The organism is Thalassorhabdomicrobium marinisediminis (assembly GCF_003072065.1).
Lineage (GTDB): Bacteria > Pseudomonadota > Alphaproteobacteria > Rhodobacterales > Rhodobacteraceae > Octadecabacter > Octadecabacter marinisediminis.
Genome location: NZ_QCYG01000007.1, coordinates 225,570 through 239,486, shown reverse-complemented (window position 1 = coordinate 239,486; position 13,917 = coordinate 225,570). Strand labels below are relative to the sequence as shown.

Here is a 13,917-nt window from a genome sequence, read left to right as displayed (position 1 = left end):
ATGACAAACACGTTTTCATTTGATTTGCAAAACACAGATGGCAAGGCCCGCACGGGTGTCATCCACACGCCACGGGGCGATATACGCACGCCGGCCTTCATGCCAGTGGGCACGGCGGCGACGGTCAAGGCGATGATGCCCGAATCCGTGCGCGAGACCGGGGCGGACATTCTGCTGGGCAACACCTATCACCTGATGCTGCGTCCGGGGGCCGAGCGCATTGCCAACCTGGGGGGCTTGCACCGTTTCATGAACTGGGACCGCCCGATCCTGACCGATTCCGGCGGCTTTCAGGTGATGAGCCTGTCGGAGCTGCGCAAGCTGACCGAGAAGGGCGTGACCTTCCGCAGCCACATCGACGGGTCGAAACATTTCCTCAGCCCCGAAACCTCGATGGAGATCCAGCGGCTGCTGGGCTCCGACATCGTCATGTGTTTTGACGAATGTCCGGCCTTGCCCGCCGACCGCACACGGCTGGAAGAGTCGATGCGCATGTCCATGCGATGGGCCGAACGCAGCCGTGAGGCTTTTGGCGACCGGCCCGGTCACGCGCTGTTCGGCATCCAGCAGGGCGGCCTCGAAGAGGACCTGCGCGCTGAAAGCGCCGAGGCGCTGCAAAACATCGGGTTCGACGGCTACGCGGTGGGCGGTCTGGCCGTAGGCGAGGGGCAGCAGGCGATGTTCGACTGCCTCGATTTCGCGCCCGACCAGCTGCCCGTGGACAAGCCGCGCTACCTGATGGGCGTGGGCAAGCCCGATGACATCGTGGGGGCCGTGAAACGCGGGATCGACATGATGGATTGCGTTCTGCCTAGCCGCTCGGGCCGCACGGGGCAGCTGTTCACCCGCCAGGGGGTGGTGAACATCAAGAACGCCCGCCACGCCGACGATCCGCGCCCGCTGGACGAAGCCTGCCGCTGCCCCGCCTGCCGCAATTACTCGCGCGCCTATCTGCACCACGTCTTCCGCGCGCAGGAAATGATCTCGGGCATGTTGCTTACCTGGCACAATCTGACCTATTTTCAGGACATCATGCAGGGCATGCGCGACGCCATCGCCGCCGGAACCTTCGCCGAGTGGGAGGCCGCGTTCCACGCAGGTCGCGCGCAGGGGGATATCGAACCGCTATGATGGGACAGATCACGACACGCAGCATCCTCGCGCCGGTTTTCGCCATCGTCGTCGCGAGTGCCGCGCAAGCGGAAAGCCTTTGCGGCGTTCTGGACCGATCACAGGTGCTGGGCACGATTGCGGGCGATTGGCAGCTCGAGGGGGCCGTCTCGGCCGAGGGGGAGACCCTCTCACAGGTGCGGCAAACCCTGGGCCATGTCATCATCGACGCGACGGGCCGGATCGCCACCGCAGTAGCCCCGGCCGGGGAGGAAGCACCGCGCGCCGCGCTTGAGGACGACAGCCTGACCCTGACATCGACGGGCGTTTTCTACGATGTGGACCGGGCCGATGACATCTTCGACACGGTTGAGGCCCCCTGGATCGCCGATGCGGTCTCTGAGACGCCCTGCGGGCCGGAACGCCTGCTGCAACTGGGCGGGATGTTCGAGGTCGGCGACAGCACCTCGGGGATCGTGGCCGTTCTGCCGTATTTCAGCGATCGCATCGTTCTGATCGGCGAGACCAAGATCACCAGCGAGCGGGGCCTGATATTCGTGACCCGCGCGGCGCTGCTGACCCGTGCCAAGTGACATCGCCGCCAAATCCGCAGGCGATGGGCGGTTACAGGTTGCATTTTTCGCGTTATCCCCACATTTGACAGAATGCTGCCTTGCAGCAGGCGGCCCACACAGGCACCATGACTGTCAATCCCGGACAACTGGTTGAAAGCGGGCGAAAGACCCCCCACATCTAGTAACCGAAAGACCGGAGCTGGTGTCGTTGCCTCAAAGAGGGACCCGCCAGCTTGCCAATAAAGGAAAAGAGCATGTCTGACATCAACCGCGAACCTCTGAGTTCATCCTACCCCGTTCTGCCGTTGCGCGACATCGTGGTGTTCCCCCACATGATCGTGCCGCTGTTCGTGGGCCGTGAAAAATCCGTCAGCGCGCTGGAAGAGGTGATGCAGGACGACAAGCAGATCCTGCTGTCAAGCCAGATCGACCCGGCCGTGGACGACCCTGACGAATCCGGCATCTACAAGGCCGGGGTGCTGGCCAATGTGCTGCAACTGCTGAAGCTGCCCGACGGCACCGTGAAAGTGCTGGTTGAGGGGATTTCCCGTGTGCGGATCACCGAATTCCACGAGAACGACAAGTTCTTCGAGGCCTCGGCCGAATATCTGACCGAGATGCCCGGCGACATGTCGACGATCGAGGCGCTGACCCGGTCCGTCGCCACCGAGTTCACCCGCTACGCCAAGGTCAAGAAGAACGTCCCCGAAGAGGCTCTGGCCGCCGTGTCCGAAGCCGACGAGCCTGCGAAGCTGGCCGATCTGGTCGCCGGACACCTCGGGATCGAGGTCAACCAGCGTCAGGATCTTCTGGAAACGCTGTCCGTCTCCGAACGGCTTGAGAAGGTCTATGGCCTGATGCAGGGCGAAATGTCGGTGCTGCAGGTCGAGAAAAAGATCAAGACCCGCGTGAAGTCCCAGATGGAGCGCACCCAGCGTGAATACTATCTGAATGAGCAGATGAAAGCCATTCAGAAGGAGCTGGGCGACGGCGAAGAGGGCGAAGGCGAAGTGGCCGAGCTTGAGGCCCGCATCGCCGAGACCAAGCTGAGCAAGGAAGCGCAGGAAAAGGTCGATGGCGAGCTGAAAAAGCTCAAGAACATGTCGCCCATGTCCGCCGAGGCCACCGTCGTGCGCAACTACCTCGACTGGATCCTGTCGATCCCGTGGGGCAAGAAATCGCGCACCAAAAAGGACCTTGGCCGCGCGGAAGAGATCCTCGACAACGACCACTACGGTCTGGAAAAGGTCAAGGAACGCATCGTCGAATACCTTGCCGTGCAGCAGCGCAGCAAGAAGCTGAAAGGCCCGATCATGTGCCTTGTCGGCCCTCCAGGTGTGGGTAAAACCTCGCTCGGGAAGTCCGTGGCCGAGGCGACGGGGCGTGAGTTCATCCGCATTTCTCTGGGTGGGGTGCGTGACGAGAGCGAGATTCGCGGCCACCGCCGGACCTATATCGGCTCCATGCCCGGCAAGATCATTCAGGCGCTCAAGAAGGCCAAGACGACGAACCCGCTGATCCTGCTCGATGAAATCGACAAGATGGGTCAGGACTTCCGGGGCGACCCGGCGTCCGCCATGCTCGAAGTGCTGGACCCCGAGCAGAACGGCACCTTCGTCGATCACTACCTTGAGGTGGAATACGATCTGTCGAACGTGATGTTCCTGACGACGTCGAACTCTTACAACATGCCCGGCCCGCTTCTGGACCGGATGGAGATCATCCCGCTGTCAGGCTACACCGAGGACGAAAAGCGAGAGATTGCCAAGCAGCACCTGCTGGGCAAGGTGATGAAGAACCACGGCTTGAAGGCCAGCGAATTCACGCTGGACGACAGCGCGCTGACCGCGATCATCCGCTACTACACCCGCGAAGCCGGGGTGCGGAACCTCGAGCGTGAAATCGCCAAGGTGGCCCGCAAGGCGGTGACCAAGATCGTCAAGAAGGAAGCCGAGACCGTCATCGTCACCGAGGACAACATCGAGGATTTCCTGGGCGTCAAGAAGCACCGGTTCGGACTGGCCGAAGAAAAGGATCAGGTGGGTGTCGTCACCGGGCTGGCCTATACCTCGGTCGGGGGCGAATTGCTCAACATCGAAGCGCTGCGCCTGCCGGGCAAGGGTCGGATGAAGACCACCGGCAAGCTGGGCGACGTGATGAAAGAGAGCATCGACGCAGCTTCGAGCTACGTGCGCTCCATCGCGCCGGAGATCGGGGTGAAGCCGCCGAAGTTCGACAAGCTCGACATCCACGTGCACGTCCCCGACGGTGCCACGCCCAAGGATGGTCCCTCGGCGGGTCTGGCCATGACCACGGCCATCGTGTCGGTCCTGACTGGAATTCCGGTGCGCAAGGACATCGCCATGACCGGTGAGGTTTCACTGCGCGGGAACGCCATGCCCATCGGCGGGCTGAAGGAAAAGCTGCTCGCCGCGCTGCGGGGCGGGATCAAGACGGTCCTGATCCCCGAGGAGAACGTGAAGGATCTGGCGGACATTCCCGACAACGTGAAGGAAGGTCTGGAGATCATCCCCGTGACCCATGCCTCGGAGGTTCTGGAGCATGCGCTGACCAAAAAGCCCGAGCCCATCGAATGGGATCAGGAAGCGGAAGACGCCGCAGCGGCGGAAGCCGCCTTGCGCAAGGGCTCTGACGATGGGGCAGGGGCCGTCACCCACTGACCCCCGTCTGCGGTGCGCCGCAGGTCGCTGAAACAAGAAAGGACGCCGAAGGCAACTTCGGCGTCCTTTTCGTTGTCGATGGGTCGTGGATCAGTTCGCTGTGGCAGCAACGATGACCGCAGCAAGAATCATCCACTGCAAAAGCCCACTGGTGTCGGATGCGGTTTCCACTTCTTCGACGATGACCACCGGCTCCATGACCGGCGCGCTCAGGCCGCCTGCCGTGGCGGTCATGGTCGAAACTGCGAAGAAACTCGCGGCGAGAAGGGACGTCTTTTTCATAGGTAACCCCCAGGTCAAGTACAGATTTTCGATGCCGAAGGTATGATTTTTCCTCCGACAAGGCCAAACATAGCGCGAATGCATCAGGCTACAAGTTTCTGTGAGTTTTCCGTGGGAAAGCGGCAATTGTGCCGCTATTGTTTCGCAAACGCGCACAATTCAGCGCCCGAATGGGAGGATGCGATGGCAACCCGGAGCCGTAAGACAACCGCGACATCGACGACTGCGAAGTCGACAACCGCGAAAAAGACCACCGCGAAATCGACCACCGCGCCCAAGGCCGCCAGTCCGGCACCCACCGCGACCACCCCGGCGAAACCGGCCGCGGCAAAGGTCGTCCCGCGCTCCGCGCCTTCGGCACCTGCGACCACGGTCGTCGAGGACGTAACCCCGACCCTTGCCCAGGCCCCGATCAAGAAGCCCGAGCTTATCGACCGCGTCGTCGCGGAAACCGGGCTGAAAAAGAAGGACGTCAAACCTGTGGTGGAAGCCATGTTGGCGGTCATGGGGCGCAGCCTTGCGGCGGGCGAAGAGCTTACCGTGCCGCCGCTCGGCAAGGTCATGGTCAAGCGGGTGAAGGACGTGGCGAACGCCACGGTGATCACCGTCAAGGTCCGGCATCCGAAATCTGTGGCCGGATCGGAAAAAGACCCACTTGCACAAGCCGCCGACTAGGGGTATTTGACCCCCCGGATGGGTGATTAGCTCAGTGGTAGAGCGCTTCGTTCACATCGAAGATGTCAGGAGTTCAAATCTCTTATCACCCACCATCCTATCCCCTTGAAATAAAAGAAAACCCTTGCAAGCAAGGCTCTACGTCCGTTTGATGGTTACAACTTTGGTTACAAACGGGGAAGAGCATGGCCGGAAAAGTCCGACACCTGATCAATCGTTCTGGACGATATCACGCGCGGCTGGTGGTGCCGAAAGATCTGCGTGGAATCGTTGGCAAGTCTGAACTTCGGACCCCGCTAGGCGGTGACTACCGACAAGCGCTCAAACTGTTGCCGGGTGCTGTTGCACAGCTTCAAATCCAGATCGGGGAAGCTGAACGCAAATCTGGCAATGTGGCAGACGTGCCGCGCTACCCTTTGGCCGCTGACCAAATGGCCGTGGCGCACTACAACCGGCGCTTAGCCTTCGACGATGAATTGCGCCACGATCCACGCTGGGCGCAATCTGGCGGCATTGATGATGTTCTCGTGCAGCGCCTTCGGGATGCCATAGCAGGCCGCGCCAGCACCGAAGAGCTTGACGCGCTTGTTGGCAATGAACTTGAGAAATTCCGCAGGGCAGGGAACTTCGACGCTGAGAAGGGCAGCGACGAATGGCGTATTGCCGCCCGTGCGCTGTGTAGCGCCGAGTATGAAGCCCTAGAACGCGTCTTAGAGCGCGACGAAGGTGACTTCACCGGCACGCCCACCGCGCCGATCCTCGTGAACGCAGAGCCGCCCGAAGAGCCTGCGCAGCACGTCAGTATCAAGAAGCTTTGGGCCGACTACGTGCACACGCGCCAGAGCGCCGGTTTCATGAAAGACGGCGGTAGGCGTCAAGGTGCAGCGATTGAGAACCTGCGCAAATTCTTACGGCACGACAACGCCGCTAAAATCACCAAGAAAGACGTTCTGGCGTGGCGTGATCACCTGATGAAGACCCTGAGTGCCAAGACTGTCAGCGACGTTTACCTGTCCACAGTCCGGACCTTGTTGCAGTGGGCAGTCGATAACGATCAGATACCAGAGAACCCCGCGCTTACCGTAAAGCAGCCGAAGCCGCGCAGGGTGTTCAATCGGGAACGTGGCTACACCGATGCTGAAGCGGTCAAGGTGCTGAAGGCGTCTCGGTCCTATGAACCCAATGCAGACGTGAACGGCTATGTGCGTGAGAAGCCCGCGCTGGTGGCCGCAAAGCGATGGGTGCCGATCATCTGTGCGTTCACAGGCGCACGAGTGTCAGAGATCACACAGCTACGCAAAGAGGATATCCGGCACGAAGACGGAATGTGGATCGCCCGGATCACGCCAGACGCAGGCACGGTCAAAGCTGGTGGATACCGTGACATTCCGTTGCACTCACAGATCATCGCCGAAGGGTTTGCCGACTTTGTGCAGGCCGCTGAGACTGGACCGTTGTTTCACGGCGGCAAGAACCCCGCAGAATATGCCACGAAAGCCGTGCGTATCTCGAACCAGCTCGCATCGTGGCTGACCAAGAGCAAGCTGACGCCGGAAGGGATACAGCCAAACCACGCTTGGCGGCATAGGCTCAAGACAACGTGCCGCGAACTGGCAATCTCTGATCGGGTAGTGGACGCGATACAGGGCCACGCAGGTAAGACAGCCGGTGACAGCTACGGCGACGTGACGCTTAAGACGAAGAGGGACGCGATCGAGCGGTTGCCGAGCTTCAAGCTGAACGCTTAACGTCCATTATAGGCTAACTTTGCTGTTCTTTGGCCTCATGCCATTCCAATATTTTCTTGCATAGCATCGGGACAAACGGGTGGAAAAATAGGTAGTCGCTTTCACCGTCCGGGGTGAAGTAGGGCTCATCGTTCTCATCAAAATGCCAGCGTCCCAAGTATTCACCATCCTTGGTGACTACATCGCCTTCTATGTCAGTCTCGATCCCAACCAGATTGATCGGCCATCTTAATTCCATGATCTGAATAACCCCAATGTTAGATGGTGCGCGTTGTAAGCTAACGGTTCTGAGCGTTGAACTGCAAGGCTGGTTCCGGTGGCCGTTGCTATAGGCGTGGCGACAAAAATGAGGGATTCACAGACGCCCCAAAGTGTGATATAAATGTCACATCTTAGCAACCTGTGGATCACATGGCCTTCAATCTCAAGTCCTTCTTCGGCGCAAAACCCGCTGACACAAAATCAGTCTCACTGACCGATCCCGAAGCCTTCGGGCTTTTCGGTGTGGCACCGACAGCTACGGGGATCACAGTATCAGCGAACACGGCGTTGCGTGTGCCAGCCGTTTCCTGTGCAGTGGGTCTGATTGCCGAGACAGTTGGCACCATGCCGGTGAAAGTCTATGATCGCACCACCAAGGAAGCCTTGGCAGATCACCCGGCCTTCCGTCTGATCCACGGTGAAGCGAACCCTTGGACCAGCGCGCAAGACCTGTGCGAACAAGTCACCACAGATGCCCTGATGACGGGTAGCGGATTTGCGCTACTCACGAGGGACACAGCAGGGACGCCGCTTGAACTGCACCGGATTGATCCGGCCGCTGTGCAGGTAGAGCGGCAACCCGATGGCGAACCTGTCTATCTTGTCTCTTATGAGAACGGTGGACAGGTTCGCCACCTCTACACCGACATTCTGCACGTTCAGCCCTTTGGCGGCGTTTCCCCGATCACGCTGGGCCGTGAAGCGATTGCCCTGAGCCTCGCATTCGAGAAGCACATTGCCAGCCTGTTTGCCAATGGTGCGCGGCCTTCCGGTATCATCAAATCTGAAAAGAGCATGGACGTAGAGGCCAAGAAGAAAGTCGCGGCCTCTTGGTTCAATACCCATTCCGGCCAGAACGCAGGCGGCACCGCAATTCTTGATGAAGGCATGACTTACGATCAGCTTTCCATGACCCTTGCCGATGCACAGTTTGCAGATAACCGCGTTGAACAAATCCGCGAGATTGCCCGTGTATTCCGCATTCCGCCTACAATGCTTTTCGAGCTGACGCGCGGCACTTGGTCCAACTCAGAACAGATGATGCGGCAATTCTATTCCCTGTGCCTGAAGCCGTGGCTGGCAAGCTGGGAATGGGCTTACAGCCGCGTTCTGCTGACGCCAGAAGAACGAGCCGAAACCTACATCGAATTCAACACCGATGACCTGTTGTCCACGGATCATGCAACCCGTGCGACAGCCTACGGCCAGTATCGCAGCATGGGCGCGATGACAGGAAATGAGGTGCGCCGTGGCCTGAATATGCCCGACCACGAAGACGGCAACACCTTGGACAATCCCCACATCACCACACCGGCCAATCAGAGCGATGCACAGACCGAAGGTGACGCGGAATGAGCGATATCACCCACACAGGCTTCTTTGGTGACACCGAACACACCTTTGCCCTGACAGACGCCATGATCCTTGAGCTTGAGCGCCTCGCAGGCGTCGGCATTGGTGCGCTCTACAATCGCGCAATCAGCATGCAGTTTTCCAACGCCGATATCGTCCAGACCATCCGGCTTGGCCTGATCGGCGGCGGCATGGTCCCAGAACAGGCCAAGACCTTAACCGACACCTACGCGGTTGATCGGCCAATGGCAGAGACGTTCCCCCTCGCACTCGACATTCTTGATGCCCGATGGAGCGGCAACCCCACACTGGAACCAGAAACCAAGGAAACGACAGAATGAGCGATCGCCTAGAAATTAAGGCGGCGTTGTCCGTCACAGATACCGGCGAAATCACCGGGATTGCATGGCCCTTCGGCAAGCCTGATCGCGTCGGTGACGTGATCGAAAAAGGTGCAATCACCACACCCGACACTTTGCCCATGCTCTTCGGTCACGACCAAAGCCAAGTGATCGGCGTATGGGATGAAATCACCGAAGACGACACCGGCCTGACCGTCAAAGGCAAGCTGTTGATCGAAGACGTTGAACGCGCCCGCGAGGTTCGCGCCATGATCCGCAGCAAGGCTGTGTCCGGCCTGTCTATCGGGTTCGTGACGACGAAAGCCACGCGCAATGCCAAGGGCCGGAATATCACGGCTCTATCCCTTCACGAAATCTCAGTTGTAGCCGTTCCGTGCCATCCGGACGCGCAAATCACTTCCCTCAAATCCGATGGCACCCCCATGACACAGGAGAAACCCAACATGGAAAAAGAAGAAATCGAACAGATGATCGCAGACGCGGTTGCAGGCGTGGCAAACGACGCGCCCCAAGCCGACACTAAGGCTTTCGAAGCTGTTCAAAAGCGCCTTGATGCAATCGAAGCCAAGGCCGCACGTCCGCAAGCCGTCCACATCACCCAGGGCGAAGACAACACCGAAACCAAAGCCTTCGGCAACTTCCTGCGCCGTGGCGTGGAACGTATGGCACCCGAAGAGATCAAAGCCCTCACCGTCGGCACAGACGCCAATGGCGGCTACCTCGCACCAGAACAGTTTGGCTCTGAATTGATCAAATTGCTGCGTGAGTTTTCCCCGATCCGGAATTACGCCAAAGTGATCCAGATCGCAGCGCCCTCGATCACGTATCCCCGGCGGCTCACCGGCACACAGGCCGCGTGGGTTACTGAGACAGGCAACCGCACCGCATCCGGTATGACTTTTGAGCAAGTCAGCATGACGCCGCACGAACTGGCGACATTCACAGACGTGTCCAACGCGCTTCTGGAGGACAACGTTTACAACCTCGAAGGCGAACTGCTGGCCGACTTTGCAGAGAGCTTCGCCAAAACTGAAGGTCTGTCATTTGTCAAAGGCACCGGCACGGGCCAGCCAAACGGCATTATGACCGCTACCGGCATTCAAGAGATCAAGACAGGCGTTGCCGCGAACTTCCCCGCGTCCAACCCGGCTGATGTCCTGATCGCGATGTTCCACAAGATCGCCAGCACGTTTGCACAAAACGCCGTTTGGATGATGAACCGGAACACGCTTTCGATTGTGCGCCAATGGAAGGACGGCAATGGCCGCTACCTCGTGATTGATCCGATCAGCGAAGGCGCACCGGCAACCCTGTTGGGCCGTCCGATTGTCGAAATGCCAGACATGGACGACATTGGCGCTGGCACCTCGCCGATCCTCTTTGGCGATATGTCCGGCTATCGCATCATTGATCGCGTCGGCCTGACCACGTTGCGCGACCCCTACAGCCTCGCAACCAACGGGCAGGTTCGTTTCCACGCACGCAAGCGCGTCGGTGCTGACCTCACGCATCCTGATCGCTTCATCAAGTTGAAGGTTGCGGCCTAAGCCATGATCAAGCCGCACGCATATGACACGTTCACGCTAAGCTACGGTGGCAACACCGTAGCCCTGCGCCCGTCTTTGCGTGCGGCAACCCACCTTGAACAACTGCACACCGGCTTTCCCAATCTGCTGAAGAAGGTAGCCGAAGGCGACACCGCCACGCTGCGCGAGATCATCACCAGCGCCGCGACAGACCGCACAGCCGCCCACAACATCCTGAGTGCGATGGCAGGTGCAAAACTTAAAAACGTGCAGAAAGCCGCCATCAAAGCCGCATATGCCGTCATTCAGGCCATTTTGACGCCCAATCCCGATATTGCCGAAAAACCAACAGAAGCGACAGCACCGGCCAAACCCGTTGAATGGGCAGACCTGTTCAATGACCTCTACCGGATTGCAACAGGCTGGCTTGGCTGGCCACCAGAGACCGCTTGGGCCGCAACTATTCCAGAGATCACAGAAGCCTTCGAAGGCCACACAGCCAAGCTGAAGGCCATTCACGGCGGCTGATGACCATGACGCAAATACCGGCGCACCAGACACAGCACAGCGCCAAGCCAATATCGAAGCTGGCCTTGATCCCGACTTCGACCGATCCCGCCTGAACAGCCTCAAGGCAAGCCTTAGATCGGCCAACCAATGAGCCGACCACCACACCTTTGCACATGCGGCAAGATCATTCCCCACGGCACCCGCTGTGCCTGCAAGATCGCCAGCACCCGTGCGCGGAACAAACGTCATGACCGGACGCGCCCGACAGCCTCACAGCGCGGCTATACCTACGAGTGGCGCAAGGCGTCCAAAGCCTTCCTTGCTATTTACAATCGCTGCGCGTGGCCCGGTTGCGGCAAGCCGTCTGAGCTTGTCGATCACGTCGTTCCACACAAGGGCGACAAGGAACTGTTTTGGGATCGGTCCAACTGGCAGCCGCTGTGCAAGACCTGCCACGATCGGCACAAACAGAAGCAGGACCGCAGCCAATGAGCGATGCAACATCCCTCTGGCGCGAAGTGCTTTACCTCGCCTTGCAAGACGCACTGCACGGCCCCCGCTTGAGCGGCGCCCAACGCACCAAGATCAAAGAGACCTACAAAGCACGTGCATATTTCACGGTGCCCAACGCCGACTTCAATCAGGTGTGCCATCTTGCAGACCTCGACCCCATTGCAGTGCGTGAAGCCGTAGCCGCACAGATCAAGACAGCACCAACCCCCGAAGAGCTGATCGGCGCAAAGAAGCGTGGCAAGGGTGCAAAGCTACTGAGCCACCAAGGCACCACACAGACCATTGCGGAATGGGCCGAACAGATCGGTTTGAACAAAGCCGCTTTGATCAACCGGCTTGAAAGCGGCTGGCCTGTAGAACGCGCATTGGCTGAGCCTTTGGGCAAGAGCGGACGGGGGGTGGTTCGAGACTTTGCGGCACCTTTGGGGACCGGCGGGGGGACCAGCGCACAAGATAGACAGAATTTAAGTTTTCCGAAGGAAGTCACACAATGAGCCACACACCATTAACTTTGCTCAAATCCCAACTGACCCTTGGGCACGATCTTGACGACGCTTTGTTACAGCACAAGCTGGACGTGGCCGAAGAGTGGATCGGCAATCACACCGGCACACCCTTGGCCGACCCAGTGCCTGTGTCCCTGACCGAAGCGGCGTTGCAGCTTGCGGCGTATTGGTATGTGCAGCGTGAGGGTGCTAGCGACATGCGCCTTGCCGCTGTTCCCTTCGGCGTTCTGGACTTGATCGCCCCCTACAAAGAGAGCGTGACCGGCAATGCCCAATAATAGCTCCAAACGCCTTGAGGCGCGTTTGAACGCAATACCGCAAGAGGTGCTAGACGACCTGCGACCAGCACTCTTGAAAGGCGCACACGACATTGCAGACGCAATGGAAACACTCGTGCCGGAAGCCGATGGCGACTTGCTGGGCAGCATCACCGTGACCGGCCCCAACGGCACCACGCCACCCTATGCGGCTGGTGGTGGCAACGTGACCATGAAGCGGAACCAAGCCGCCGTAACGGTGGGCAACACAGACGTGCGCCACGGGCACCTGCAAGAGTTTGGCACGGTCCATCACGACGCACAGCCATTCATGCGCCCTGCGTTCCGGCTGAAGAAGACCAAGGTGCAGCGCCGTATTGCAGCCGCTGTGCGCAAGGCAATCAAGAAGGCAGGCGGGGCATGATCGAACCAAGTATCGCACTGCAAACGGCACTGCGCAGCACCCTGATCGCTGATCCGGCTGTGACTGCCCTTGTGCAGCCTGATCAAATCCGCAGTGGTTCGACGCGCCCCGACAAAGCGCCCTGTGTAATCCTTGCCGGTGCATCAACAGAATATCTGGGCAAAGCACCCGGCGCACAGCATTTGGCGCGCGTGTCTTTAGACCTGCATATCTGGGCAATCGAAGACGGGGCCGACACAGCCAAGGCAATCGGGTTTGCAGTCTCGCAAGCGCTGATCGGCATGAGCGACGAACAGGCCGGTTTTGAGATTGACGAACTGGACCAGCCGCGCATGGTCTGGCTGCGCGACCCCCAGCCTGAGCTTTCCTACACACACGGCGTTCTTGACGTTGAAGCGGTGATCCGGTGGCAGGCATGATCAGGGCAGGCAATATGCGCGAACAGATCAAGTTTGAGCGCAAGACAGAAACCGTGCAGCCGTCTGGTGCTGTGCAAGTGCTTTGGCAGCACGAACAGACCATGCGGGCAGAGCTGGTGCAGGAGAGCGCCGAGGCGTTTCTTTCTGGCGTAGAACGCACCGAAGACCGGAAAGTGTTTCGTCTTTGGGCTTGTGATTGGATCACGACTGAATTGCACCTGATCCACGATGGCTACACCTACCGGATCGCCAAGGTGTTGCCGATCGACCGGCTGTGCATCGAACTGCACTGTGTGAACGCTGTAGATGAGGTGCAGCTATGAGCAAGCACCTACGCGGGATCAAACCCCAAGCCCAAAAGTCGAAAGACGCCCTGACCAAAGCACCGGCAGTGCCAAGCTATTTCAGCCCATATGCAAAGGCTGAGTGGAAGCGCATCATGCCGCGCCTGATCGCTGATCGGATTATCACCAAAGCCGATCTTGGCGGCGTGGAGGAATACTGCCTCATGCGCGGTGTTGTGCGCGAGATTGAGACCAACCGCGCCCTCAATTCTGGTGATATCGACCCCAAGCTGTTTGGCGTCCAGAACCGTGCGGCCCAAACCGCCCGCCAGCTTGCCGCCGAGTATGGCCTAAGCCCTGTTTCCCGCGCCCGTATTGGTGGCGCTGGTGACGACGAAGCCGAAGACGACAACCCGCTGAACGTCCGGTGA

At 59.3% G+C, this 13,917-nt stretch carries 18 protein-coding genes and 1 tRNA gene; 17 read left to right on the top strand and 2 right to left on the bottom strand.

Going from position 1 to position 13,917, the window contains the following annotated elements:
• The 3 genes from tgt (at position 1) to lon (ending at position 4,366) form a co-directional block, all read left to right on the top strand.
• Positions 1–1,131, top strand: coding sequence for a tRNA guanosine(34) transglycosylase Tgt (tgt, locus tag DC363_RS12515; protein ID WP_108641494.1), 1,131 nt, complete (start codon positions 1–3; stop codon positions 1,129–1,131).
• The gene (locus tag DC363_RS12510) at positions 1,128–1,703 is read left to right on the top strand and encodes a hypothetical protein (RefSeq protein ID WP_108641493.1); all 576 of its coding nucleotides are present in this window, start codon (positions 1,128–1,130) and stop codon (positions 1,701–1,703) included. The genes tgt and DC363_RS12510 overlap by 4 nt, the downstream gene beginning before the upstream one ends.
• Before the next feature lie 236 nt (positions 1,704–1,939).
• The gene (gene lon / locus DC363_RS12505; protein ID WP_108641492.1) at positions 1,940–4,366 is read left to right on the top strand and encodes an endopeptidase La; all 2,427 of its coding nucleotides are present in this window, start codon (positions 1,940–1,942) and stop codon (positions 4,364–4,366) included.
• 90 nt (positions 4,367–4,456) lie between these two features.
• On the opposite strand, the gene DC363_RS12500 is transcribed toward lon, so the two are convergent.
• Positions 4,457–4,648 (bottom strand): hypothetical protein, encoded by a 192-nt coding sequence (locus tag DC363_RS12500; RefSeq protein ID WP_108641491.1) that lies wholly within the window; start codon positions 4,646–4,648, stop codon positions 4,457–4,459.
• 183 nt (positions 4,649–4,831) lie between these two features.
• On the opposite strand from DC363_RS12500, the gene DC363_RS12495 reads away from it, so the two are divergent.
• The 3 genes from DC363_RS12495 to DC363_RS12485 all read left to right on the top strand — a co-directional run bounded on the left by DC363_RS12495 (position 4,832) and on the right by DC363_RS12485 (position 7,071).
• On the top strand, positions 4,832–5,323 hold the full coding sequence (locus tag DC363_RS12495; protein ID WP_108641490.1) for an HU family DNA-binding protein: 492 nt from the start codon (positions 4,832–4,834) through the stop codon (positions 5,321–5,323).
• Between the two features lie 20 nt (positions 5,324–5,343).
• A tRNA-Val gene (locus DC363_RS12490) sits at positions 5,344–5,418 on the top strand.
• Between the two features lie 90 nt (positions 5,419–5,508).
• The gene (locus DC363_RS12485) at positions 5,509–7,071 is read left to right on the top strand and encodes a DUF6538 domain-containing protein (protein ID WP_241962995.1); all 1,563 of its coding nucleotides are present in this window, start codon (positions 5,509–5,511) and stop codon (positions 7,069–7,071) included.
• A 13-nt stretch (positions 7,072–7,084) separates the two neighbouring features.
• Here the strand turns inward: DC363_RS12485 and DC363_RS12480 are convergent, their stop codons facing one another.
• Positions 7,085–7,309 carry a hypothetical protein gene (locus DC363_RS12480; protein ID WP_108641489.1) on the bottom strand — a complete coding sequence of 75 codons (225 nt, stop codon included), beginning with the start codon at positions 7,307–7,309 and terminating at the stop codon, positions 7,085–7,087.
• Positions 7,310–7,482: 173 nt separating this feature from the next.
• Between DC363_RS12480 and DC363_RS12475 the strand changes: the two genes are divergently transcribed.
• The 11 genes from DC363_RS12475 to DC363_RS12425 all read left to right on the top strand — a co-directional run bounded on the left by DC363_RS12475 (position 7,483) and on the right by DC363_RS12425 (position 13,917).
• The gene (locus DC363_RS12475; protein ID WP_108641488.1) at positions 7,483–8,688 is read left to right on the top strand and encodes a phage portal protein; all 1,206 of its coding nucleotides are present in this window, start codon (positions 7,483–7,485) and stop codon (positions 8,686–8,688) included.
• On the top strand, positions 8,685–9,026 hold the full coding sequence (locus tag DC363_RS12470) for a gene transfer agent family protein (RefSeq protein WP_108641487.1): 342 nt from the start codon (positions 8,685–8,687) through the stop codon (positions 9,024–9,026). Before DC363_RS12475 ends, DC363_RS12470 begins: the two co-directional genes overlap by 4 nt.
• Positions 9,023–10,594: a phage major capsid protein gene (locus tag DC363_RS12465; protein ID WP_108641486.1), complete on the top strand. Its 1,572-nt coding sequence runs from the start codon at positions 9,023–9,025 to the stop codon at positions 10,592–10,594. The genes DC363_RS12470 and DC363_RS12465 overlap by 4 nt, the downstream gene beginning before the upstream one ends.
• 3 nt (positions 10,595–10,597) lie before the next feature.
• Positions 10,598–11,101: a hypothetical protein gene (locus DC363_RS12460; protein ID WP_108641485.1), complete on the top strand. Its 504-nt coding sequence runs from the start codon at positions 10,598–10,600 to the stop codon at positions 11,099–11,101.
• A 129-nt stretch (positions 11,102–11,230) separates the two neighbouring features.
• A complete protein-coding gene (locus tag DC363_RS12455) occupies positions 11,231–11,575 on the top strand; it encodes an HNH endonuclease signature motif containing protein (RefSeq protein WP_108641484.1) in 345 nt (114 codons plus the stop codon).
• On the top strand, positions 11,572–12,090 hold the full coding sequence (locus DC363_RS12450) for a hypothetical protein (protein ID WP_108641483.1): 519 nt from the start codon (positions 11,572–11,574) through the stop codon (positions 12,088–12,090). The genes DC363_RS12455 and DC363_RS12450 overlap by 4 nt, the downstream gene beginning before the upstream one ends.
• The gene (locus tag DC363_RS12445) at positions 12,087–12,380 is read left to right on the top strand and encodes a head-tail connector protein (RefSeq protein ID WP_108641482.1); all 294 of its coding nucleotides are present in this window, start codon (positions 12,087–12,089) and stop codon (positions 12,378–12,380) included. Before DC363_RS12450 ends, DC363_RS12445 begins: the two co-directional genes overlap by 4 nt.
• Positions 12,370–12,783, top strand: a complete 414-nt coding sequence (locus DC363_RS12440; protein WP_108641481.1) for an HK97-gp10 family putative phage morphogenesis protein — start codon at positions 12,370–12,372, stop codon at positions 12,781–12,783. Before DC363_RS12445 ends, DC363_RS12440 begins: the two co-directional genes overlap by 11 nt.
• On the top strand, positions 12,780–13,202 hold the full coding sequence (locus tag DC363_RS12435; RefSeq protein ID WP_108641480.1) for a DUF3168 domain-containing protein: 423 nt from the start codon (positions 12,780–12,782) through the stop codon (positions 13,200–13,202). The genes DC363_RS12440 and DC363_RS12435 overlap by 4 nt, the downstream gene beginning before the upstream one ends.
• A complete protein-coding gene (locus tag DC363_RS12430; protein ID WP_108641479.1) occupies positions 13,199–13,525 on the top strand; it encodes a phage head completion protein in 327 nt (108 codons plus the stop codon). The genes DC363_RS12435 and DC363_RS12430 overlap by 4 nt, the downstream gene beginning before the upstream one ends.
• Positions 13,522–13,917, top strand: coding sequence for a P27 family phage terminase small subunit (locus DC363_RS12425; RefSeq protein WP_108641478.1), 396 nt, complete (start codon positions 13,522–13,524; stop codon positions 13,915–13,917). The genes DC363_RS12430 and DC363_RS12425 overlap by 4 nt, the downstream gene beginning before the upstream one ends.

Bases quoted from the DNA above. Each gene is read 5' to 3' on its own strand.
- DC363_RS12470 (WP_108641487.1), top strand. From the start codon at position 8,685: ATGAGCGATATCACCCACACAGGCTTCTTTGGTGACACCGAACACACC.
- DC363_RS12430 (WP_108641479.1), top strand. From the start codon at position 13,199: ATGATCAGGGCAGGCAATATGCGCGAACAGATCAAGTTTGAGCGCAAG.
- DC363_RS12435 (WP_108641480.1), top strand. From the start codon at position 12,780: ATGATCGAACCAAGTATCGCACTGCAAACGGCACTGCGCAGCACCCTG.
- DC363_RS12475 (WP_108641488.1), top strand. From the start codon at position 7,483: ATGGCCTTCAATCTCAAGTCCTTCTTCGGCGCAAAACCCGCTGACACA.
- DC363_RS12495 (WP_108641490.1), top strand. From the start codon at position 4,832: ATGGCAACCCGGAGCCGTAAGACAACCGCGACATCGACGACTGCGAAG.
- DC363_RS12510 (WP_108641493.1), top strand. From the start codon at position 1,128: ATGATGGGACAGATCACGACACGCAGCATCCTCGCGCCGGTTTTCGCC.
- tgt (WP_108641494.1), top strand. From the start codon at position 1: ATGACAAACACGTTTTCATTTGATTTGCAAAACACAGATGGCAAGGCC.
- DC363_RS12440 (WP_108641481.1), top strand. From the start codon at position 12,370: ATGCCCAATAATAGCTCCAAACGCCTTGAGGCGCGTTTGAACGCAATA.
- DC363_RS12480 (WP_108641489.1), bottom strand. From the start codon at position 7,309: ATGGAATTAAGATGGCCGATCAATCTGGTTGGGATCGAGACTGACATA.
- lon (WP_108641492.1), top strand. From the start codon at position 1,940: ATGTCTGACATCAACCGCGAACCTCTGAGTTCATCCTACCCCGTTCTG.
- DC363_RS12500 (WP_108641491.1), bottom strand. From the start codon at position 4,648: ATGAAAAAGACGTCCCTTCTCGCCGCGAGTTTCTTCGCAGTTTCGACC.
- DC363_RS12465 (WP_108641486.1), top strand. From the start codon at position 9,023: ATGAGCGATCGCCTAGAAATTAAGGCGGCGTTGTCCGTCACAGATACC.
- DC363_RS12485 (WP_241962995.1), top strand. From the start codon at position 5,509: ATGGCCGGAAAAGTCCGACACCTGATCAATCGTTCTGGACGATATCAC.
- DC363_RS12445 (WP_108641482.1), top strand. From the start codon at position 12,087: ATGAGCCACACACCATTAACTTTGCTCAAATCCCAACTGACCCTTGGG.
- DC363_RS12455 (WP_108641484.1), top strand. From the start codon at position 11,231: ATGAGCCGACCACCACACCTTTGCACATGCGGCAAGATCATTCCCCAC.
- DC363_RS12450 (WP_108641483.1), top strand. From the start codon at position 11,572: ATGAGCGATGCAACATCCCTCTGGCGCGAAGTGCTTTACCTCGCCTTG.
- DC363_RS12425 (WP_108641478.1), top strand. From the start codon at position 13,522: ATGAGCAAGCACCTACGCGGGATCAAACCCCAAGCCCAAAAGTCGAAA.
- DC363_RS12460 (WP_108641485.1), top strand. From the start codon at position 10,598: ATGATCAAGCCGCACGCATATGACACGTTCACGCTAAGCTACGGTGGC.